The sequence below is a fragment of the Pseudomonas sp. MWU12-3103b genome (assembly GCF_023100615.1).
Taxonomy (GTDB): domain Bacteria; phylum Pseudomonadota; class Gammaproteobacteria; order Pseudomonadales; family Pseudomonadaceae; genus Aquipseudomonas; species Aquipseudomonas putida_A.
In genome coordinates this window covers 149,437-170,263 of record NZ_JALMEY010000008.1, presented here as the reverse complement: position 1 = coordinate 170,263, position 20,827 = coordinate 149,437, and the positions used below count along the sequence as shown (strand labels likewise).

The 20,827-nt window shown below is 60.9% G+C and carries 17 protein-coding genes; 7 read left to right on the top strand and 10 right to left on the bottom strand.

Going from position 1 to position 20,827, the window contains the following annotated elements:
- Positions 1-5: 5 nt before the first annotated feature.
- Positions 6-674: a class I SAM-dependent methyltransferase gene (locus M0808_RS14590; protein WP_247841656.1), complete on the bottom strand. Its 669-nt coding sequence runs from the start codon at positions 672-674 to the stop codon at positions 6-8.
- A 91-nt stretch (positions 675-765) separates the two neighbouring features.
- Here M0808_RS14590 and M0808_RS14585 point away from each other — a divergent pair, with 91 nt between their 5' ends.
- A complete protein-coding gene (locus M0808_RS14585) occupies positions 766-1,158 on the top strand; it encodes a GFA family protein (protein ID WP_098968272.1) in 393 nt (130 codons plus the stop codon).
- A gap of 275 nt (positions 1,159-1,433) precedes the next feature.
- Here M0808_RS14585 and M0808_RS14580 read toward each other — a convergent pair whose 3' ends face one another.
- Positions 1,434-2,264: an alpha/beta hydrolase gene (locus M0808_RS14580; protein ID WP_247841654.1), complete on the bottom strand. Its 831-nt coding sequence runs from the start codon at positions 2,262-2,264 to the stop codon at positions 1,434-1,436.
- A 254-nt stretch (positions 2,265-2,518) separates the two neighbouring features.
- On the opposite strand from M0808_RS14580, the gene M0808_RS14575 reads away from it, so the two are divergent.
- The 4 genes from M0808_RS14575 (at position 2,519) to M0808_RS14560 (ending at position 6,758) form a co-directional block, all read left to right on the top strand.
- The gene (locus M0808_RS14575; protein WP_025111491.1) at positions 2,519-2,974 is read left to right on the top strand and encodes a (2Fe-2S)-binding protein; all 456 of its coding nucleotides are present in this window, start codon (positions 2,519-2,521) and stop codon (positions 2,972-2,974) included.
- A 14-nt stretch (positions 2,975-2,988) separates the two neighbouring features.
- Positions 2,989-5,151 carry a xanthine dehydrogenase family protein molybdopterin-binding subunit gene (locus M0808_RS14570; protein ID WP_247841652.1) on the top strand — a complete coding sequence of 721 codons (2,163 nt, stop codon included), beginning with the start codon at positions 2,989-2,991 and terminating at the stop codon, positions 5,149-5,151.
- Between the two features lies 1 nt (position 5,152).
- Positions 5,153-5,731, top strand: a complete 579-nt coding sequence (locus M0808_RS14565; protein WP_247841650.1) for a hypothetical protein — start codon at positions 5,153-5,155, stop codon at positions 5,729-5,731.
- Positions 5,732-5,792: 61 nt separating this feature from the next.
- Positions 5,793-6,758 (top strand): sensor domain-containing diguanylate cyclase, encoded by a 966-nt coding sequence (locus M0808_RS14560; RefSeq protein WP_225138661.1) that lies wholly within the window; start codon positions 5,793-5,795, stop codon positions 6,756-6,758.
- Positions 6,759-7,977: 1,219 nt separating this feature from the next.
- Here the strand turns inward: M0808_RS14560 and fabI are convergent.
- The 8 genes from fabI to gloB all read right to left on the bottom strand — a co-directional run bounded on the left by fabI (position 7,978) and on the right by gloB (position 18,854).
- A complete protein-coding gene (gene fabI, locus M0808_RS14555) occupies positions 7,978-8,772 on the bottom strand; it encodes an enoyl-ACP reductase FabI (protein WP_003202751.1) in 795 nt (264 codons plus the stop codon).
- Between the two features lie 19 nt (positions 8,773-8,791).
- Positions 8,792-10,402 (bottom strand): ABC transporter ATP-binding protein, encoded by a 1,611-nt coding sequence (locus M0808_RS14550; protein ID WP_247841648.1) that lies wholly within the window; start codon positions 10,400-10,402, stop codon positions 8,792-8,794.
- A 1-nt stretch (position 10,403) separates the two neighbouring features.
- On the bottom strand, positions 10,404-11,423 hold the full coding sequence (locus tag M0808_RS14545; RefSeq protein ID WP_007965317.1) for an ABC transporter permease: 1,020 nt from the start codon (positions 11,421-11,423) through the stop codon (positions 10,404-10,406).
- Position 11,424: 1 nt separating this feature from the next.
- A complete protein-coding gene (locus M0808_RS14540; protein WP_003224148.1) occupies positions 11,425-12,498 on the bottom strand; it encodes a microcin C ABC transporter permease YejB in 1,074 nt (357 codons plus the stop codon).
- Between the two features lie 4 nt (positions 12,499-12,502).
- On the bottom strand, positions 12,503-14,344 hold the full coding sequence (locus M0808_RS14535) for an extracellular solute-binding protein (protein WP_247841646.1): 1,842 nt from the start codon (positions 14,342-14,344) through the stop codon (positions 12,503-12,505).
- The gene (locus M0808_RS14530) at positions 14,341-16,173 is read right to left on the bottom strand and encodes an extracellular solute-binding protein (RefSeq protein WP_097087921.1); all 1,833 of its coding nucleotides are present in this window, start codon (positions 16,171-16,173) and stop codon (positions 14,341-14,343) included. Before M0808_RS14530 ends, M0808_RS14535 begins: the two co-directional genes overlap by 4 nt.
- Positions 16,174-16,520: 347 nt before the next feature.
- The gene (locus M0808_RS14525; RefSeq protein WP_096795960.1) at positions 16,521-17,987 is read right to left on the bottom strand and encodes a LysM peptidoglycan-binding domain-containing protein; all 1,467 of its coding nucleotides are present in this window, start codon (positions 17,985-17,987) and stop codon (positions 16,521-16,523) included.
- Between the two features lie 99 nt (positions 17,988-18,086).
- Entirely contained in the window at positions 18,087-18,854 is a 768-nt protein-coding gene (gene gloB, locus M0808_RS14520) for a hydroxyacylglutathione hydrolase (RefSeq protein WP_247841644.1), read from the bottom strand.
- A 66-nt stretch (positions 18,855-18,920) separates the two neighbouring features.
- Here gloB and M0808_RS14515 point away from each other — a divergent pair, with 66 nt between their 5' ends.
- Both M0808_RS14515 and rnhA read left to right on the top strand, forming a co-directional pair.
- Positions 18,921-19,679: a methyltransferase domain-containing protein gene (locus tag M0808_RS14515; RefSeq protein WP_003224159.1), complete on the top strand. Its 759-nt coding sequence runs from the start codon at positions 18,921-18,923 to the stop codon at positions 19,677-19,679.
- 91 nt (positions 19,680-19,770) lie between these two features.
- Positions 19,771-20,232 (top strand): ribonuclease HI, encoded by a 462-nt coding sequence (rnhA, locus tag M0808_RS14510; protein WP_003224162.1) that lies wholly within the window; start codon positions 19,771-19,773, stop codon positions 20,230-20,232.
- Positions 20,233-20,827: the final 595 nt, after the last annotated feature.

Sequence of the window (20,827 nt, the reverse complement as noted above, 5' to 3'; positions counted from 1 at the left end):
CCCGGTCAGCGCCGTTCGGCGATCAGCAACAGCGACTGCGGCACCGGGCTTTGCGGATGCTGCGGCTCTTGCAGGCTGACCAGGTGAAACCCGGCCATGTCCAGCGCGTTGCACCAGCTCGACAGCGTGCGGAAATACCATGGCATCGGCTGCCACTGGCCCTTGAATCCGGCGAAGGACTCTTCACGCCAGCCATCCTGATAATTGCCCGCCGCCACGGCCCACGGATGCAGGGTCTGAATGATCATGGCGCCGCCCGGAACCAGCAACGCATGCATTGCGGCGAGCAATGGAATGATGTCCTGATGCAGCAGCGAGAAGTTGGCGCAGATCAAATCGTAGTCACGGCCAATATCAATTTCGGCGTCGACCAATGCCGCATAACTGGCAACATGCAGCTTGGCCGAACCGGCCTCGCGTGCAGCTTCTATCAAGGTCGCATCGCCATCGACGCCCGCCGAATCGATACCGCGATCCGCCATCGCCCGCAACATCCAGCCTTCGCCGCAACCCAGATCCAGCACGCGTCCCGGTTGGCGGCCCATGATCGCCAGCAGGATCGCCTGATCGGTGACCTGCTGACGGCTTTCGATGGCACCGCTGCGGATCGCGTCGATCCAGGCATCAGCGTTGGTGTGCCAGCTCTGTAACAAGATGGATTCAGGGGAGGGCATGGAGCGGTCTCCGGTAAAGGCCGATTGTGGGCGTTCGCTTGTTGGCTGCTATGTTCAAAGGCTGAACAGAGTCTGGCAGAGGATAGACACCATGAACTCATTAACTGGCGGCTGCCTGTGCGGCGATGTGCGTTTCGAAGCATCGGGCCAACCTTACCGCGTCGGCATCTGCCACTGCCTCGATTGCCGCAAACACCACGGCGCGTTGTTTCATGCCTCGGCGATATTTCCCGAGAATGCGGTGACCGTCAGCGGCAAGACCGGCGAGTATCAAGGGCGAGTGTTCTGTCCGCGCTGTGGTTCGCCGGTACTGGCGCGTTCGGGTGATGAAATTGAAGTGAATGTCGGCTCGCTGGACGCGCCGAACCAGCTCAAGCCGACTTATGAACTGTGGACTGTACGGCGCGAGTCATGGTTGCCGGCGCTGCCACTTGCGCACCACTACGAACGTGATCGCGAACGCACGGGGCGCACCGAGGAATAGCAAAAAGTCCGGGCAAGCCCGAGTCCCCTGGTGGGAGCGGGCTTGCTCGCGAAAGCGGTGGTTCAGCCAACTCGATATCGACAGACCGATTGCCTTCGCGAGCAAGCCCGCTCCCACAGGATTTATGTTGGATAGATAGAATTGTTTGCACCACCGACCTTGGTGGGAGCGAGCTTGCTCGCGAAAGCGGTGATTCAGTCAACCTGATATCGACAGACAGATAGCCTTCGCGAGCAAGCCCGTTCCTACAGGGGAGTCAGCTGACTTCGGTTATCTCAACCGCGAATAAACGCCAGCAAATCGGCATTGATCGTCGCCGCCTCAGTCGTCGGCATCCCGTGCGGAAACCCCGGATACGATTTCAGCGTGCCATTTGGCAGCAGTTTCGCCGACAAAGGCCCCGAGTTCGCATACGGCACGATCTGATCATCCTCGCCGTGCATCACCAGCACTGGCACGGTGACCTTCTTCAGGTCTTCGGTGAAATCGGTCTGGGAGAAGGCGACGATCCCGTCGTAATGTGCCTTGGCGCCGCCGATCATGCCCTGACGCCACCAGTTGCCGATGATCCCCTCGGAAGGCTTGGCGCCCGGGCGGTTGTAGCCGTAGAACGGGCCAGTGGGAATGTCGCGATAGAACTGCGCACGATTGGCCGCCAGTTGCGCCTGAAAATCGTCGAACACCGATTTCGGCAAGCCACCCGGATTGCTTTCGGTCTGCACCATCAACGGTGGCACCGCGCTGATCAACACGCCTTTGGCGACGTTGTCCTGACCATGACGGGCGATGTAGTGGATGACCTCGCCGCCGCCGGTGGAGTGGCCGACATGCACCACGTTCTTCACCCCCAGGTGCTGAACCACCGCCAGCGCATCGTCGGCGTAATGGTCCATGTCGTGGCCATCCCAGACCTGGCTCGACCGTCCATGGCCTCGACGGTCGTGAGCAATCACCCGAAAGCCCTGGGCCAGAAAGAACAGCATCTGCGCATCCCAGTCGTCCGAGCTGAGCGGCCAGCCGTGGTGGAAGTGGATCACCGGGGCGTCCTTCGGGCCCCAGTCCTTGTAGAAAATATCGACGCCGTCTTTGGTGGTGACAAATCCCATGTTCGCTACTCCTGACCAATGTGATGGGTAACCCGCGCGCCAGTCGCAGATCGATCGTGGTGGCTCGGGTGAGAGCCGTTATCAGCGGTAGGATTAAAGTCGACATTTTCAGGGACTGGCATGACCGGTGGTCGCAACGTCTGGCTTCACGCGCAAATTAGGCTTTGCTGAAAGGGATAAGCCGAGGCGCGCACAGGCTTCGATGGCCGTAGCGACGCCCCTTCAGAACACCGTGAGTCTGAGGAAAATCCCCGATGCTGACCTTGAATATCAATGGCAAGGATCAGGAGCTCGATGTGCCGGCCGACATGCCGTTGCTCTGGGTCCTGCGTGACGTTGCGCACCTGACCGGTACCAAATTCGGCTGTGGCATGGCCCAGTGCGGCGCCTGCACCGTACACGTCGATGGCGCACCATTGCGTGCCTGTATCACGCCCGCCACCGCCGTGGCCAACGGGCAGAAAATTCTCACCATCGAAGGCCTTTCGACCGATGGCTCGCACCCGGTGCAGCAGGCCTGGGCCGAACTTGATGTGGTGCAGTGCGGTTACTGCCAGTCCGGGCAGATCATGTCTGCCGCCGCGCTGCTGGCGAAAATCCCCAAGCCCACCGACAGCGATATCGATCAGGCGCTCTCCGGCAATATTTGCCGCTGCGGTACCTATCCGCGAATCCGCGCGGCTGTGAAACGTGCGGCCGAGATCGGCTGATTGGGAGATAGACGATGAACAGTCCTGTATCGCGTCGCGGATTTCTCAAGGGCAGTGCCGTGCTGGGTGGCGGTCTGGTGGTGGCGTTTGTCGTCCCCGGTGCCCATCGTTTTGCTCTGGCGGCGGAGAATGAAGGCAAGGTCTTCGCGCCGAATGCGTTTTTGCGCATTGCCGCCGACAACAGCGTGACTGTGTTGCTCGGGCATTCTGAAATGGGCCAGGGCATCTGGACCGGCCTGACCATGCTGATCGCCGAAGAACTGGACGCCGACTGGTCGACGATCCGCGTCGAGCACTCGCCGGCCTCGGCGGCCAATTACGGCATGCCCGCGTTTGGCGGGATGCAGATTACTGGCGGCTCGACCTCGACCTGGATGGAATTCGACCGCTACCGGCTCGCCGGGGCCACGGCGCGGCAGATGCTGGTGGAAGCGGCGGCCAAGCGCTTCAACGTCGCTGCGTCGACGATTCGCACCGAGTCCGGCGTAGTGATCGCCGGCGATAAACGCGCGACGTACGGCGAACTGGCGGACGCCGCCGGGCAACTGCCAGTGCCGGATCCAAAGTCGATCACCTTCAAGGAGGCCAAGGACTGGAAAGTCATCGGCAAACCGACCAAACGCCTCGATACCCCGGAGAAAATCACCGGCCGCGCCAAGTTCGGCATGGACGTGCAATTCGAGGGCTTGATGACCGCGATGGTCGCCCGTGCGCCGGTGTTCGGTGCCACGGTCAAATCCTTCGAGGGCGCCGAGGCACTGGCGGTGCCCGGTGTGCACAAAGTGGTACAGGTGCCGACCGGTGTGGCGGTGATTGCCGATCATTACTGGGCGGCGAAACTTGGTCGCGATGCGCTGAAGGTCGATTGGGATCTCGGGCCGCACGCTGACCTGAGCAGCCAGGGCCTGCTCGACAGTTTCCGCAAACTGGCAGCGACACCGGGCACTTCCGCCAGCCAGGCTGGGGATCCGAAAGGCAACTTCGACAAGGCGGCGAAGAAAATCGACGTCGAATACAGCGTGCCGTATCTGGCGCACGCACCGATGGAACCGCTGAACTGCACAGTGAAGATCAGCGCCGAAAAGTGCGAGATCTGGACCGGCACGCAATTCCAGACCCTCGATCAGATGGTCGCCGGCAAGATCACCGGACTCAAACCGGAACAGGTGGAAATTCACACCGAATTTCTTGGCGGCGGATTCGGGCGGCGGGCCAATCCGACCTCGGACTTCGTCGCCGAAGCGGTGCAAGTGGCGAAAGCCGCGGGGCTGCCGGTGAAAACCGTGTGGTCCCGCGAAGATGACATTCGCGGCGGGTATTACCGCTCGATGTTCCTGCATCAGGCACGCATAGGCCTGGACGGGCAGGGCATGCCGCTGAGCTGGCAGCATGTGCTGGTCGGCCAGTCGATCATGGCCGGCACCATGCTCGAACAGACCATGGTCAAGAACGGCATCGACGCGACTTCGGTCGAAGGTGTGGCCGACAGCCCGTATATCAAGGGCCTGGCCCATCAACAGGTCGAGCTGCATTCGCCGCAGACCGGAATCAATGTGCTGTGGCTGCGTTCGGTGGGGCACAGCCACACCGCGTTCGTCATGGAGTCGCTGATCGATGAGATGGCCACGGCGGCGGGCAAGGACCCGATCGAATATCGACGCACCTTGCTCAAGGACCATGCGCGGCATCTCGGGGTGCTGAATCTGGCGGTGGAGAAGGCCAACTGGACAGCGCCGTTGCCTGACGGGCATGCATTGGGCGTGGCGGTACACGAGTCGTTCGGCAGTTATGTGGCGCAGGTGGCCGAGGTCTCGCAGGACAATCTGGCGATTCGCGTGCACCGCGTGGTGTGTGCGGTGGATTGCGGGATAGCGGTCAACCCGCAGAGCATCGCGGCGCAGATGGAATCGTGCATCACCTTTGGCCTGGGCATGGCGCTGCACAGCAAACTGACGCTCAAGGATGGCGCGGTGGTGCAATCCAATTATCACGACTATCAAGTGCTGCGGCTCAACGAGATGCCGCTGGTCGAGGTGCATATCGTGCCCAGCAGCGACAAACCCGGCGGTATCGGTGAGGCCGGGGTTCCGCCCACAGCGCCGGCGGTGGCCAATGCCGTGTATGCGCTGACCGGGCAGCGCTTGCGTGAACTGCCGCTGCAACTGTCGGGGGTGTGAGATGAAACGACATCTGCTGTTGGGCACGGTGATATTGCTGGGGCTGGGCGGCTACGCCTCGGACCTGTTTGCCGATGATCAGGAGGCGCTCAAGGCGTTCGGCACGGTGCAGAAGGTGTTCCAGAGCCCGCGCTGCCAGAACTGCCACATCCCTGGCGACTCGCCGCTGCAGTTCGACGCCGGAACCCCGCACGCGATGAATGTGGTGCGCGGTATGGACGGCAAGGGCGCTGCCGGTTTGCCTTGCGCCACCTGCCACGGCGAGACCAATCCGCCGGCCAATTATGGCCTGCATGCACCTCCGGGAGCGCCGCACTGGAGCTTGCCTCCGGCGGCGCACAAGATGGCGTGGATCGGCCTGCCACCCGACAAGTTGTGCGCAATGATCAAGGACCGTTCGAGCAATGGCGACCGTGATTTCACCGCGCTGATCAAACATGTCAGCGACGACAAACTGGTGTTGTGGGGCTGGAACCCCGGAGCAGGGCGCGCACCGGTGCCGGTGCCGCATGACATTTTTGTGGCCCAGTTCAAGCTTTGGGCCGATGCTGGCGGGCCATGTCCGGTGGCGGGCGGTTGAGTGTGTGAGTCGCTGGCGAATCAAGCTACTCTAACGGTCATTGACCCTGATGGAGTGCGTGATGCTGGCCCCGATCAAACCCGCCAATGAAGCCACCCGAATTCAAGCGTTGCACGGCTTGAAGGTTCTTGATTCGGCGCCGGAGGAGCGTTTTGACCGGCTCACGCGGCTGGCCAAACGCCTGTTCAACGTGCCGATTGCGCTGGTGACGCTGGTGGACAAGGATCGGCAATGGTTCAAGTCGTGCGTCGGGCTCGAGGTCAACGAAACCCCGCGTGATGTGTCGTTCTGTGGGCACGCGATTCTTCAGGACGAATTGCTGCTGGTGCCTGATGCCAAGCAGGACAAGCGCTTTCATGACAATCCGCTGGTCACCGGCGAGCCGAAGATTCGTTTCTACGCGGGCTACCCGCTGACCGTGCCCAACGGCAACAAAATGGGCACGTTGTGCCTGATCGACATCAAGCCGCGTGAACTCGACGACGAGGAGCGTGCCCTGTTGCGCGATCTCGCCGGCATGGCCGAGCAAGAGTTGATGGCGGTGCAGATGGCAAGCATGGACGAGCTGACGCTGCTGTCCAACCGCCGCGGCTTCAAGACCCTGGCCCAGCATGCGCTGGACGCCTGCAAACACCGGGACAAACCGGCGACGCTGCTGTTTTTCGATCTCAATGACTTCAAACAGATCAATGATCGTTACGGCCATGCTGAGGGCGACAGTGCGCTGAAGACCTTTGCCGATGTGCTGCGCATCGCTTTTCGCGAGAGCGACGTGGTCGGGCGCCTGGGCGGTGACGAGTTCGTGGCGCTGCTGACCGGCTCCAGTCACGTCGAAACCACAGCGATCATGGCCCGGCTCAAGGAAATCCTCGACGAGCGCAATGCGATGTTGCAGCGCGGCTACGAGATTCGCTTCAGCGTCGGCCAGATCGAATACGATCCGCAACGCCATGAAACGGTAGATCGACTGCTGGCCGATGCCGACGAGGCGATGTATGCGCACAAGCAGGCGTTGAAACGGCGCTGATTCGGGCCTCATCGCTGGCAAGCCAGCTCCCACAGGCTTATCGGCTGCCCACGAAATCCAGATACACCGCAGAACCCTGTGGGAGCGGGCTTGCTCGCGAAAGCGTCCGGTCAGGCGATATCCATGTCGAATGTGCCGGCCTCTTCGTGAGCAAGCCCACTCCCACAGGTTTATCGGCTGCTCACAAAATCCAGATACACCGCAGAACCCTGTGGGAGCGGGCTTGCTCGCGAAAGCGTCCGGTCAGGCGATATCCATGTCGAATGTGCCGGCCTCTTCGTGAGCAAGCTCACTCCCACAGGTTTATCCGCTGCCCACAAAGTTCAGGCGCATTGCAAAACAGTGTGGGAGCGGGCTAGCTCGCGAAAGCGTCCGGTCAGGCGATATCCATGTTGAATGTGCCGGCCTCTTCGTGAGCAAGCTCACTCCCACAGGTTTATCGGGTGCTCACAAAATTCAGGCATATCGTAAAAACAGTGTGGGAGCGGGCTTGCTCGCGAAAGCGTCCGCTCAGGCGATATCCATGTCGAATGTGCCGGCCTCTTCGTGAGCAAGCTCACTCCCACAGGTTTATCGGCTGCTCACAAAATCCAGATACACCGCAGAACCCTGTGGGAGCGGGCTTGCTCGCGAAAGCGTCCGGTCAGGCGATATCCATGTCGAATATGCCGGCCTCTTCGTGAGCAAGCCCACTCCCACAGGTTTATCCGCTGCCCACAAAATTCAGGCACATCGTAAAAACATTGTGGGAGCGGGCTTGCTCGCGAAAGCGTCCGGTCAGGCGATATCCATGTTGAATGTGCCAGCCTCTTCGTGAGCAAGCCCACTCCCACAGGTTTGTCGGCTGCCCACAAAATTCAGGCACATCGTAAAAACAGTGTGGGAGCGGGCTTGCTCGCAAAAACGTCCGGTCAGGCGATATCCATGTTGAATGTGCCGGCCTCTTCGTGAGCAAGCCCACTCCCACAGGTTTGTCGGCTGCCCACAAAATCCAGATACACCGCAGAACCCTGTGGGAGCGAGCTTGCTCGCGAAAGCGTCCGGTCAGGCGATATCCATGTTGAATCTGCCGGCCTCTTCGTGAGCAAGCCCACTCCCACAGGTTTATCCGCTGTTCACGAAATTCAGGCTCACTCCTAGAGGGGATTTGGGGTGTTCAAGACATTGCAGGCACAAAAAAACCCGCCGATTGGCGGGTTTTTTATCGGCAGAACGAAGATTACTCTTCGATGTTGCCCATGGCGGTGGTGTTGAAGCCGCCGTCCACGTACATGATTTCACCGCTGATGCCCGACGCCAGGTCGGAGCACAGGAAGGCGCCGGCGTTGCCGACTTCTTCGATGGTGACGTTGCGGCGCAGTGGGGTTTGCGCTTCGTTGGCGGCCAGCATCTTGCGGAAGTTCTTGATGCCCGAGGCTGCCAGGGTACGGATCGGGCCGGCCGATACGCAGTTGACGCGGGTGCCGTCCGGGCCCAGGGAGCCGGCCAGGTAACGCACGCCAGCTTCCAGCGAAGCCTTGGCCATGCCCATCACGTTGTAGTTCGGCATGGTGCGCTCGGCGCCCAGGTACGACAGGGTCAGCAGGCTGCCGTTGCGGCCTTTCATCATTTCGCGGCCAGCCTTGGCCAGGGCCACGAAGCTGTAGGCGCTGATGTCGTGAGCGATGCGGAAACCTTCACGGGTGGTGGCTTCGGTGAAGTCGCCGTCCAGTTGGTCGCCCGGGGCGAAGCCGACGGAGTGCACGATGCAGTCCAGGCCGTCCCACTTCTTGCTCAACTCTTCGAAGACCTTGGCGATTTCTTCATCGCTGGCCACGTCGCACGGGAAGCACAGCTCAGGGCTCGAACCCCAGCCTTGAGCGAATTCCTCAACACGACCTTTCAGTTTGTCGTTCTGATAAGTGAAGGCAAGCTCAGCGCCCTCGCGATGCATGGCGGCAGCGATGCCGGATGCGATGGACAGCTTGCTGGCGACACCGACGATCAGTACGCGCTTACCGGCGAGAAAACCCATGTGTTGCTCCTCTTTCAGGTTATTGCGCAGTGGCTGGTGCCAAAAAAGCGGCTTCCAGCAACTGCTGTGTATACGGATGTTTGGGGGCGGCAAAAATATCTTGCGCGTCTCCCTGTTCGACCACTTGGCCATGCTTGACCACCATCAGCTGGTGGCTCAGCGCTTTGACGACAGCCAGGTCATGGCTGATGAACAAATACGTCAGGTTGTACTTGGCTTGCAGTGAACGCAACAGCTCCACCACTTGCCGCTGCACCGTGCGGTCGAGCGCGGAAGTTGGCTCGTCCAGCAGGATCAGCGCCGGTTTCAGCACCAAAGCCCGGGCAATGGCGATACGTTGCCGTTGCCCACCGGAAAATTCGTGAGGGTAGCGGTGCCGGGTTTCCGGATCCAGACCTACCTCCTTCAATGCCGCAATAATCGCCGCTTCCTGCTCGGCCGCGGTGCCCATCTTGTGAATCCGCAGGCCTTCGCCAACGATGTCGCTGACGCACATTCGCGGGCTCAGGCTGCCGAACGGGTCCTGAAACACCACCTGCATCTCCCGCCGCAACGGGCGAACCTCGTTCTGCGTCAGGCAGTCTAGCTGTTTGCCCTCAAAGCGAATCGCGCCTTTGCTGCCGATCAGCCGCAAAATCGCCAGACCCAGCGTGGATTTGCCGGAACCGCTTTCCCCCACGATCCCCAGCGTCTGTCCCTGAGGCAGGCTGAAATTGATGCCGTCCACTGCCTTGACGTAATCCACGGTGCGCTTGAGCAGGCCTTTCTTGATCGGGAACCAGACTTTGAGGTTCTCGACTTCGAGCAGCGGCGCCCCGATTTTATTGGTCGCCGGGCCTCCGCTGGGCTCCGCGCCGAGTAATTCCCGAGTGTACGGATGCTGCGGCGAACGGAACAGCTCTGCGCACGATGCCTGTTCGACGATGCAACCGCGCTGCATGACACATACGCGATGCGCAATTCTTCGCACCAGGTTCAAATCGTGACTGATCAGTAGCAGCGACATGCCCAATCGAGCCTGAAGTTCCTTGAGCAAATCGAGGATTTTCAGCTGAACGGTCACGTCCAGTGCGGTGGTCGGCTCGTCGGCGATCAGCAGTTCCGGCTCGTTGGCCAACGCCATGGCGATCATCACCCGCTGGCGCTGGCCGCCGGACAATTCGTGGGGCAGGGCCTTGAGGCGTTTGTGCGGCTCGGGAATGCCGACCATCTCCAGCAGCTCCAAAGTGCGCTTGGTCGCGACTTTGCCGCTCAGACCCTTGTGGATGCCGAGGATCTCGTTGATCTGCTTCTCGATCGAGTGCAGCGGGTTGAGCGAGGTCATCGGCTCCTGAAAGATCATCGCGATGCGGTTGCCACGAATATGCCGGATGGTCTTTTCGCTCAGCCCCAGCAGATTCTGCCCGGCATAGTTGATGCTGCCGGCCGGATGGCGGGCCAGCGGGTAGGGCAGCAGGCGCAGGATTGAGTGCGCCGTGACCGATTTGCCCGAGCCGGACTCGCCGACCAGCGCCAGGGTTTCGCCGCGTTTGATGTCGAAGCTCACGCCCTCGACCACCCGGTGCAGCCGCTCGTTCAAGCCGAACTCGACGGCGAGGTCGCGCACTTCGATCAGATTGTCCTGATTCATTTCACTTCCTCGGGTCGAAGGCATCGCGAGCGGACTCGCCGATAAACACCAGCAAACTCAACATCAGCGCCAGCACCGCGAACGCGCTCATGCCCAGCCATGGTGCTTGCAAGTTGGATTTGCCCTGGGCCACCAGTTCACCCAGCGACGGGCTGCCGGCCGGCAAACCGAAGCCGAGGAAATCCAGCGCGGTCAGGGTGCCGATGGCGCCGGTAAGAATGAACGGCATGAAGGTCATGGTCGAGACCATCGCGTTGGGCAGGATGTGGCGGAACATGATTGCGCCGTTCTGCATGCCCAGCGCCCGTGCCGCACGTACGTATTCGAGGTTGCGGCCACGCAGGAACTCGGCGCGCACCACGTCGACCAGGCTCATCCACGAAAACAGCAGCATGATCCCCAGCAACCACCAGAAATTCGGCTGGACGAAACTGGCGAGAATGATCAGCAGGTACAGCACCGGCAAACCCGACCAGATCTCCAGAAAGCGCTGCCCGGCCAGATCGACCCAGCCGCCGTAAAAGCCCTGTAAAGCGCCCGCAATCACGCCAATGATCGAACTCAACACCGTCAGCGTCAGCGCGAACAGCACGGAAATGCGGAAGCCGTAGATCACCCGTGCCAGCACATCGCGGCCCTGATCGTCGGTGCCCAGCAGGTTGTCCGCCGAGGGCGGGGCCGGGGCCGGGACTTTCAGGTCGTAGTTGATGCTCTGGTAGCTGTAGGGGATCGGCGCCCACAACACCCACGCATCCTTGGCCTTGAGCAGTTCGCGGATGTACGGACTCTTGTAGTTGGCTTCCAGCGGGAATTCGCCGCCGAAGGTGGTCTCCGGGTAGCGCTTGATCGCCGGGAAGTACCAGTGGTTGTCGTAATGCACCACCAGCGGCTTGTCGTTGGCGATCAGCTCGGCGCCGAGGCTCAGGCCGAACAGGATCAGAAACAGCCACAGCGACCACCAGCCACGCTTGTTGGCCTTGAACAGTTCGAACCGGCGGCGGTTGAGAGGGGACAGGTTCATCTCAATGCTCCCGGCTGGCGAAGTCGATGCGCGGATCGACCAAGGTGTAGGTGAGATCGCCGATCAGTTTCACCACCAGACCGAGCAGGGTGAAGATGAACAGGGTGCCGAACACCACCGGGTAATCGCGGTTGATCGCCGCTTCGAAACTCATCAGACCGAGGCCGTCGAGGGAGAAAATCACTTCCACCAGCAACGAGCCAGTGAAGAAGATGCCGATGAACGCCGACGGAAACCCGGCAATCACCAGCAGCATGGCGTTGCGGAACACGTGGCCGTAGAGCACACGATTGCGCGTCAGGCCCTTGGCCTTGGCGGTGACCACGTACTGCTTGTTGATCTCGTCGAGGAAGCTGTTTTTAGTCAGCAGGGTCATGGTCGCGAAGTTGCCGATCACCAGCGCGGTCACCGGCAGCGCGAGGTGCCAGAAGTAGTCGAGGATCTTGCCGCCCAGGCTCAGTTCATCGAAGTTGTTCGAGGTCAGCCCGCGTAGCGGGAACCAGTCCAGATAACTGCCGCCGGCAAACACTACGATCAGCAGAATCGCAAACAGGAACGCCGGAATCGCATAGCCGATGATGATCGCCGAACTGGTCCACACGTCAAAATGGCTGCCGTGCCGCGTGGCCTTGGCGATCCCCAGCGGGATCGACACCAGGTACATGATCAGCGTGCTCCACAGCCCGAGCGAGATCGATACCGGCATCTTTTCCTTGATCAGGTCGATAACCTTGGCGTCGCGGAAAAAACTGTCGCCGAAATCCAGCTTCGCGTAGTTCTTGACCATGATCCACAAGCGTTCCGGGGCCGACTTGTCGAACCCGTACATGTGCTCGATTTCCTTGATCAGCGCTGGGTCGAGGCCTTGCGCGCCACGATAGGCGGAGCCGGCCACCGAGACCTCGGCACCGCCACCGGCGATGCGGCTGGTGGCGCCTTCGAAGCCTTCGAGCTTGGCGATCATCTGCTCCACCGGGCCGCCGGGCGCGGCCTGGATGATCACGAAGTTGATCAGCAGGATGCCGAACAGGGTCGGGATGATCAGCAGCAGTCGCCGAAAGATATACGCCAGCATCTGATTACTCCGTGCCCACAGGGTCGGCTTGCAGTTTGGTTTCGACTTCTATGGCGGGTTTTGCGTCGGGCTTGACCCACCAGGTGTTAATCCCGATGTCGTATTTGGGCGAGACTTTCGGGTGACCGATGTGGTTCCAGTACGCCACGCGCCAGGTCTTGATGTGCCAGTTGGGGACCACGTAGTAACCCCATTGCAGCACTCGATCCAGCGCCCGCGCATGCGCCACCAGGCTGCTGCGCGAGTCGGCGTTGATCAGGTTTTCCACCAGTTGATCGACGATCGGATCCTTCAGGCCCATGGTGTTGCGGCTGCTCGGTTTGTCGGCGGCCGCGCTCATCCAGAATTCGCGCTGCTCGTTACCCGGCGAGTTGGATTGCGGAAAGCTGCCGACCATCATGTCGAAGTCCCGCGAACGCACGCGGTTGATGTATTGCGAAACGTCGACGCGGCGGATCACCAGATCGATACCGAGGTCGGCCAGATTGCGTTTGAACGGCAGCAGCACGCGTTCGAATTCGGTCTGCGCCAGAAGGAACTCGATGACCACCGGTTTGCCGTTGGCGTCGACCATTTTGTCGTCGACGATCTTCCAGCCAGCCTCCTGCAACAGCTGATAGGCCTCGCGCTGCTGGGCGCGGATCATGCCGCTGGCGTCGGTCTTGGGGTTCTCGAAGGCTTCGCTGAACACCTGGGCCGGCAGTTTGCTGCGAAACGGTTCGAGGATCGCCCGTTGCTCGGCGTCGGGCAGGCCGGTGGCGGCCATTTCCGAGTTCTCGAAATAGCTGCGGGTGCGGAAGTAGGCACCGTTGAACAGCTGTTTGTTGGTCCATTCGAAATCAAACAGCAGGCCGAGCGCCTGCCGCACCCGCACATCCTGAAACACCGGACGGCGCAGGTTGAAAACGAAGCCCTGCATGCCGGTCGGGTTGCTGTTGGCGATCTGTTCCTTGATCAAGCGACCTTCGGTGACCGCCGGGATGTTGTAAGCGTTGGCCCAGTTCTTCGCGGTCATTTCCAGCCAGTAATCGAACTGGCCGGCCTTCAGCGCTTCGACGGCGACGGTGTTGTCGCGGTAGTAATCGGTGGTCATTACGTCGAAGTTGTAGAACCCGCGATTGACCGGCAGATCCTTGCCCCAGTAGTCCTTGACCCGTTCATAGCGCACCGAGCGCCCGGCTTTCACTTCGGCGACCTTGTACGGGCCGCTGCCCAGCGGGATCTCCAGATTGCCCTTGGAAAAATCACGACTGGCCCACCAGTGTTTCGGCAGCACCGGGAGCTGACCGAGGATCAGCGGCAACTCGCGATTGTTGGTGTGCTTGAACTTGAACAGCACCTTGAGCGGGTCTTCGGCGATGGCCTCTTCGACATCGCTGTAGTAGCCGCGAAACAGCGGCGAGCCGTCCTTGGTCAGGGTCTGGAAGCTGAACACCACGTCTTCGGCGCGCACCGGATGGCCGTCATGAAAGCGCGCTTCCGGGCGCAGGTAGAAACGCACCCAGCTGTTGTCCGGGGCTTTCTCGATCTTCGCGGCGATCAGGCCGTACTCGGTGAACGGCTCGTCGAGGCTGTGCTTGGTCAGGGTGTCGTAGATCTGCCCGACATCATCGGCCGGCACGCCTTTGCTGATGAACGGGTTGAGGCTGTCGAAGCCGCCGAACCCGGCCTGACGGAAGATCCCGCCCTTGGGCGCGTCGGGGTTCACGTAATCGAACTGCTTGAAGTCCGCCGGGTATTTCGGCGGCTCGTTGTACAGGGTCACGGCGTGTTGCGGGGCGGCAATCACCAGCCCGGCGAACAGCAGACCGCTGGCCTGCACGAGCAGGGCGCGGATGGGCGTCATTTATTGTTCTCCGAAGATTTCAGCCACCACGCGCTCAGGCCCAGGGTGTAGGGCGGCGTGGTGACGAAGGCCAATCGGTTGCGGTAGGCCAGTCGGTGATAATTGAGGTACCAGTTGGGAATGCTGTAGTGCTGCCAGAGCAGCACGCGGTCCAGCGCCTTGCCGGCCGCGACCTGTTCGTCGCGGGTTTGCGCGGCGAGCAATTGTTCGAGCAGGTGATCGACCACCGGGTTGGCAATACCGGCGTAATTCTTGCTGCCCTTGACCCCGACCTGACTGGAATGGAAGTACTGCCATTGCTCCAGACCCGGGCTGAGGGTCTGGTTGAGGGTCATCAGTATCATGTCGAAATCGAACTGGTCCAGACGCTGCTTGTACTGGGCGCGATCCACCGTGCGCAGGCGCGCGTCGATGCCGATGCTGTTGAGGTTCTCGATGTACGGCTGGAGGATCCGCTCAAGGTTCGGATTGACCAGCAGCAGTTCGAAGCTCAGCGGCTGCCCTGCGGTGTTTTGCAGGCGCTGGCCGTTGAGCTTCCAGCCGGCCTCGGCGAGTAGCGCCAGCGCCTTGCGCATGGTTTCTCGCGGGATGCCACGGCCATCGGTTTGCGGCAGGGTGAACGGCTCGGTGAACAGCTTGGCCGGTAGTTGCTCCTTGTACGGCTTGAGCATCAGCCATTCATGCCCGACCGGCAGCCCCGTCGCGGAAAACTCGCTGTTGGGGTAGTAGCTGGTGGTGCGCTGGTAGGCGTCGCTGAACAGCGCGCGGTTGGTCCATTCGAAGTCGAACATCAGGCCCAGCGCTTCGCGCACCTTGACGTCGCTGAAGGTCGCGCGTCGGGTGTTCATGAACAGGCCCTGGCTCTGGGTCGGGATCTGGTGCGGGATCTGCGCCTTGATCACTTCGCCACGGCGTACCGCCGGGAAGTTGTAACCGTTGGCCCAGTTCTTCGCCTGATGCTCGATGTAGATGTCGAATTCGCCGGCCTTGAACGCTTCGAAGGCCACGTCGCTGTCGCGGTAGAACTCGACTTCCATGCGATCGAAGTTGTACTTGCCGCGATTGACCGGCAGGTCCTTGCCCCAGTAATCCTTGACCCGCTCGAAAATCAGCTGCCGCCCCGGCGTCACCGAGGTGATGCGGTACGGGCCGCTGCCCAGCGGTGGTTCGAAGGTGGTGGCCTTGAAGTCGCGATCCTTCCAGTAATGCTGCGGCAGCACCGGCAACTCGCCGAGGCGCAGGATCAGTAACGGATTGCCCGAGCGTTTCATCACGAAACGAATGCGCTGCGGGTTGAGGATGTCGACCCGCGACACTTCCTGCAGGGCGGTGCGGTACAGCGGGTGGCCGTCCTTGAGCAGTGTTCGGTAGGAGAACGCCACGTCGTAGGCGGTGATCTGGGTGCCGTCGTGAAAGCGCGCTTCCGGGCGCAGATTGAACACCACCCAGCTGCGATCTTCGCTGTACTCCACCGATTGCGCGATCAGGCCATAGCTCGATGCTGGCTCGTCGCCGGACGGTGAATACTGGCCGGTGCCGACCATCAGCGGCTCGTTCAGCTCGTTGATGCCGTACTGCAGGAAATTCGGCGTGGTGACCGGGCTGGTGCCCTTGAACGTGTATGGATTGACCGTATCGAAGGTGCCGAACGCCATCACCCGCAACGTACCGCCCTTGGGCGCTTGCGGGTTGACCCAGTCGAAGTGGGTAAATCTGGCCGGGTACTTGAGCGTGCCGAACTGCGCATAACCGTGACTTTCGGTAATCGTCGCGCTTGCGGGTGAGCTCAAGGCCAGGCTGATCAGGAGCAGGAGGAGGGGACGCTTCAAGTCAGATCCGATCCAGGCGGCTTGGGCTTTGTGGGCCGTACAGTAACAGCTTGTCTGGACAGGAAAAAGACAGAGGTTAATGTGGGGTTAATCGGCAAGGCCAAGAGCCCCTCACCCTAACCCTCTCCCGGAGGGAGAGGGGACTGACCGAGGTGTTTATGAGAAGTACGCCAACCTGAAATATCGAGTTGAACCCAGGTTTGAAAAAAAAACCAATCTGCTCCCTTTCCCCCTCGCCCCCTTGGGGGAGAGGGTTGGGGTGAGGGGGGAGAAATTTTGAGGGCGCCAACAAAATCAAGCCAGGCGTCAGGCGAAAAAAAGCCCCTGAAAATTCAGGGGCTCTTCTGTCAGTGCGGCTGGTAAACCGTGAGCATCTGCCCGGGCTTGAGGGCCTTGCCGGCACCCGGGTTCCAGCGCTTGAGATGCTGCATCTCGACGTTGAAACGCTTGGCCACCACGTACAGGGTGTCGCCACGCTTGACCTTGTACTGGGTCTGCTGCTGGCTGTCGGCCTTGCCTTTGGGCTTGCTGTTGGCGGCGATCACCGTGTTGACCCGGCCACCGCTGCGCGCCGGGGTGCGCTTGGTGTTGTCCTGCATCACCAGGGTCTGGCCGACCTTGAGGTTTTTGCCGGTTAGCTTGTTCCAGCGCTGCAGGTCCTTGACTTCGACCTTGTTGGCCTTGGCGATGGAACCGAGATTGTCGCCGCGTTTGACCCGATAGGCGCGCTTCAGCTTCGCCACTTCAGTCGGGTCGGCACCGTCGAACACCGGCTTCAGCGAGCGCGGGCTGATCAGCTCTTCAGGCCGCATGGTCTGCAGGCTGGCGGTCAGCAATTGCGCCTTCGACGTCGGCACCAGCAGATGCTGAGGGCCGTCGATGGTGGTGCGCTGCTTGAAGGCCGGGTTGAGCTGGAACAGCTCGTCTTCGTCGATGTTGGCCACCGCTGCGACCTTGGACAGGTCCATGCGCTGGTTGATTTCGACGACCTGGAAATACGGTTCGTTGGCGATCGGGTTGAGGTTCACCCCGTAGGCTTCCGGGGCCAGTACCACTTGCGACAGGGCTAGCAGCTTCGGTACGTAGGCCTGGGTTTCCGCCGGCAACGACGACAGGTTCCAGTAATCGGTCGGCAGGCCAAGCTTCTCATTACGCTCGATGGCGCGGCTGACCGTGCCTTCACCGGCGTTATAGGCCGCCAGGGCCAGCAGCCAGTCACCGTTGAACATGTCGTGCAGACGAGTCAGGTAGTCCATCGCGGCGGTGGTCGAGGCGGTGATATCGCGACGGCCATCATAGAAGCGGGTCTGGCGCAGGTTGTAGTAACGACCGGTGGACGGAATGAATTGCCACAGGCCCGAAGCGTCGGCCCGGGAATAGGCCATCGGGTTGTAGGCGCTCTCGATCACTGGCAGCAGGGCCAGCTCCAGCGGCATGTTGCGCTCTTCGAGACGCTCGACGATGTAATGAATGTAGAGACTGCCGCGTTCGCCGGCGTTCTCCAGAAAGGACGGGTTGCTCGCAAACCACAGCCGCTGCTGCTCGATGCGCGGGTTGACGCCCAGGCCGTCCTGCAGCTGGAAACCACCGCGCATGCGCTCCCAGATGTCCTGAGGCACCTGCGGGCTAGGCTTTTCGCTGAGCCAGATCGGTTTCTGCTTGGCTCGCGCAGCAATGTTCGGCGTATGGCTCGCTTCAGGCTGCGGAGCATGGCTGGAACAGCCCGCCAACGTGGCGGACACAGCCACCGCGATGGCTTGCGCCAGGCGGGTCAGCGTGTCTGAATTGACGGACTTACGTATGGATGACGACATTGGCTGGAAGTAAGTTCCGGGCAAAAATGTCGGGCGATTCTAGAAAGCGCACCCCCTGCGGTCAACCATTCAGAATTTTTGTACCAGCTGGTGAGTCACTTAGAACTTATCTTTCCATGCCCGCAGAGCCGCAAAAACCTCACTCGGCGCCCGGTTTTGAGCGCCTGCCCGTTCGTCCACTTTTTGTGTAACTAATGTTTCAGCGGTACGCAAAAACGGATTTGTGAGCTTTTCCAGGGCCAGGGTCGAGGGCAGGGTCATCACGCCTTTTTCCCGTTGTTGGGTGACTTTTTCCAGACGGGCGGCAATGTCCGGGTTACTCGGTTCGACGGCCGCGGCAAATTTCAGATTGCTCAGGGTGTATTCATGGGTGCAATACACCAGCGTATCCTCGGGCAAGCTGGCGAGACGGCCGAGCGAGTGGTGCATCTGCTCCGGCGTGCCTTCGAACAGGCGTCCGCAACCGGCGGCGAACAGGGTGTCGCCGCAAAACAGCAGGCCGTGGTGGTAATAGGCAATGTGGCCGAGGGTGTGACCGGGCACCGCATAGACATCGAAGTCCCAGCCGAGGACGCTGACCTTGTCGTTGTCCTTGAGCGCCACGTCGCGCCCCGGGATGTTTTCGCTGGCCGGGCCGTAGACTTTGGCGCCGCTCGCCGCTTTCAGGCGTTCGACGCCGCCGACGTGATCGTGATGGTGATGGGTGATCAGAATGTCGCTCAACACCCAGCCCGGGTGCGCGGCCAGCCAGGCCTGCACCGGCGCGGCATCGCCCGGGTCGACCACGGCGCAGCGCTGGGTACGGTGATCCTGTAACAACCAGATGTAGTTGTCGGTGAACGCGGGCAGGGCACTGATCTGTATCATCGTCGGAATTCGCCAAGCGGAAAACATTGGCGCATCTTAGAGCTTCTAGCGGCGTTGGAGAATGACATGACCGATAAAGCGTTCGCTCAGGCCGATCCCGACTGGCTGGCGTTGATCGGCGCGGCCCGTGAATGGCTGGCCGGCCCGCTCGGGCAATTTCTGCTGGATGAAGAACGGCGCATGCTCGAAGACGAGTTGGGGCGGTTCTTCGGCGGCTACCTGGTGCATTACGGGCCGTCGGCCCAGACCCCGCCGTCGGCGCCGCAGGTGCAGCGCAACGTGCGGCTCGGCGCACCGTTGCCGGGTGTCGAGATCGTCTGCGAGGAACAGGCCTGGCCGTTGAGCGAGCACGCCGCCGACGTGGTGGTGTTGCAGCACGGTCTGGATTTCTGCCTGTCACCCCACGGTTTGCTGCGCGAAGCGGCAAGCAGCGTACGCCCCGGCGGACATCTGCTGATCATCGGCATCAACCCCTGGAGCACCTGGGGTTTGCGCCACGTATTCGCCCACGACGCCTTGCGCCAGGCACGCTGCATCTCGCCATCGCGGGTCGCCGACTGGCTCAATCTGCTGGGCTTTGCGCTGGAGAAACGCCGCTTCGGGTGCTATCGTCCGCCGCTCGCGTCGCCCAAGTGGCAGGCTCGACTGGCCGGCTGGGAACGCAAGGCCGGCGACTGGCAGCTGTCGGGCGGTGGCTTCTATTTATTGGTCGCGCGCAAGATCGTGGTTGGCCTGCGTCCGGTGCGTCAGGAGCGCCGCGAGCCGATGGGCAAGCTGATTCCGCTGCCGATGGCCAAGGTCAACCGCCGTCGTATCGAACCGTAAACCTTCTTTTTATAGTGGCCGGACTTGTTCCGGCCGCGGCCATCGTCGATCCGCGATTGACGGGGCCAGGCATTTTTCTGGATAGAGTGGCATGAGCGAAAGCGTCGATAGCGTAGAACTGTTCACCGACGGCGCCTGCAAGGGCAACCCCGGCCCGGGCGGCTGGGGCGCCTTGCTGGTGTGCAAGGGCGTCGAAAAGGAACTGTGGGGCGGCGAAGCCAACACCACCAACAACCGCATGGAACTGCTCGGCGCCATCCGTGGCCTCGAAGCCTTGAAGCGTCCGTGCGAAGTGCTGCTGGTGACCGATTCGCAATACGTGATGAAGGGCATCAACGAGTGGATGGCCAACTGGAAAAAACGCGGCTGGAAGACAGCGGCGAAAGAGCCGGTGAAAAACGCTGATCTGTGGAAAGAGCTGGACGAGCAGGTCAACCGGCACAAGGTCACCTGGAAGTGGGTGCGCGGGCACATTGGTCACCACGGTAACGAACGGGCTGACCAGTTGGCCAACCGTGGGGTGGATGAGGTTCGCGGATACAAGCAGAGCTGATTCCCTCCGTTGCACCGAGTCGTGGCCTTCGCGAGCAAGCCCGCTCCCACACTGGATCTCCTGCGTACATCAACATTGTGACCACCGCAGATCCTGTGTGGGAGCGGGCTTGCTCGCGAATGGAGCGACTCGGTCTACCTGAAACACCCCCACCGAGCGTGTTAACATCGCCGCTTTTGCACGATTGACCCCGTTGAGAATTGAACACTGATGGCCACCAGATCCGTTATGATCCTCTCGATTGTCAACGCCTCTGTAAAAAATATTTTTTTGCCCCCAAACTCCCGCGTCCTCTGATCCCCAGAGGCCCACCGCTTCCTGAAAAACCTCTGAATTCGTAAAAAGTGTAAAAAAGGGCCCTGTTTGGGCCCTTCTGTTTACATTCCTTCTGGGTCTGTCTGGCGATCTATCAATCAACGCCTGCAGCAGATCTCCAGCAATTGACGTTTGCTCCTGATGTGGCGGTGACTCGCGCGGATCTTGGTATCCCAATGGGAGGAGGGAAACCTAGTCAGATCTACTGTTGGCTTTCAGCAGACCACTAGAGCAGTGCCGTTGCCAGTATTATGATGGCCACTTTGAGGTAGGACTGTTT

Coding starts and splice junctions, on each gene's coding strand:
- M0808_RS14590 (WP_247841656.1), bottom strand. CDS start 674: ATGCCCTCCCCTGAATCCATCTTGTTACAGAGCTGGCACACCAACGCT.
- M0808_RS14585 (WP_098968272.1), top strand. CDS start 766: ATGAACTCATTAACTGGCGGCTGCCTGTGCGGCGATGTGCGTTTCGAA.
- M0808_RS14580 (WP_247841654.1), bottom strand. CDS start 2,264: ATGGGATTTGTCACCACCAAAGACGGCGTCGATATTTTCTACAAGGAC.
- M0808_RS14575 (WP_025111491.1), top strand. CDS start 2,519: ATGCTGACCTTGAATATCAATGGCAAGGATCAGGAGCTCGATGTGCCG.
- M0808_RS14570 (WP_247841652.1), top strand. CDS start 2,989: ATGAACAGTCCTGTATCGCGTCGCGGATTTCTCAAGGGCAGTGCCGTG.
- M0808_RS14565 (WP_247841650.1), top strand. CDS start 5,153: ATGAAACGACATCTGCTGTTGGGCACGGTGATATTGCTGGGGCTGGGC.
- M0808_RS14560 (WP_225138661.1), top strand. CDS start 5,793: ATGCTGGCCCCGATCAAACCCGCCAATGAAGCCACCCGAATTCAAGCG.
- fabI (WP_003202751.1), bottom strand. CDS start 8,772: ATGGGTTTTCTCGCCGGTAAGCGCGTACTGATCGTCGGTGTCGCCAGC.
- M0808_RS14550 (WP_247841648.1), bottom strand. CDS start 10,402: ATGAATCAGGACAATCTGATCGAAGTGCGCGACCTCGCCGTCGAGTTC.
- M0808_RS14545 (WP_007965317.1), bottom strand. CDS start 11,423: ATGAACCTGTCCCCTCTCAACCGCCGCCGGTTCGAACTGTTCAAGGCC.
- M0808_RS14540 (WP_003224148.1), bottom strand. CDS start 12,498: ATGCTGGCGTATATCTTTCGGCGACTGCTGCTGATCATCCCGACCCTG.
- M0808_RS14535 (WP_247841646.1), bottom strand. CDS start 14,344: ATGACGCCCATCCGCGCCCTGCTCGTGCAGGCCAGCGGTCTGCTGTTC.
- M0808_RS14525 (WP_096795960.1), bottom strand. CDS start 17,987: ATGTCGTCATCCATACGTAAGTCCGTCAATTCAGACACGCTGACCCGC.
- gloB (WP_247841644.1), bottom strand. CDS start 18,854: ATGATACAGATCAGTGCCCTGCCCGCGTTCACCGACAACTACATCTGG.
- M0808_RS14515 (WP_003224159.1), top strand. CDS start 18,921: ATGACCGATAAAGCGTTCGCTCAGGCCGATCCCGACTGGCTGGCGTTG.
- rnhA (WP_003224162.1), top strand. CDS start 19,771: ATGAGCGAAAGCGTCGATAGCGTAGAACTGTTCACCGACGGCGCCTGC.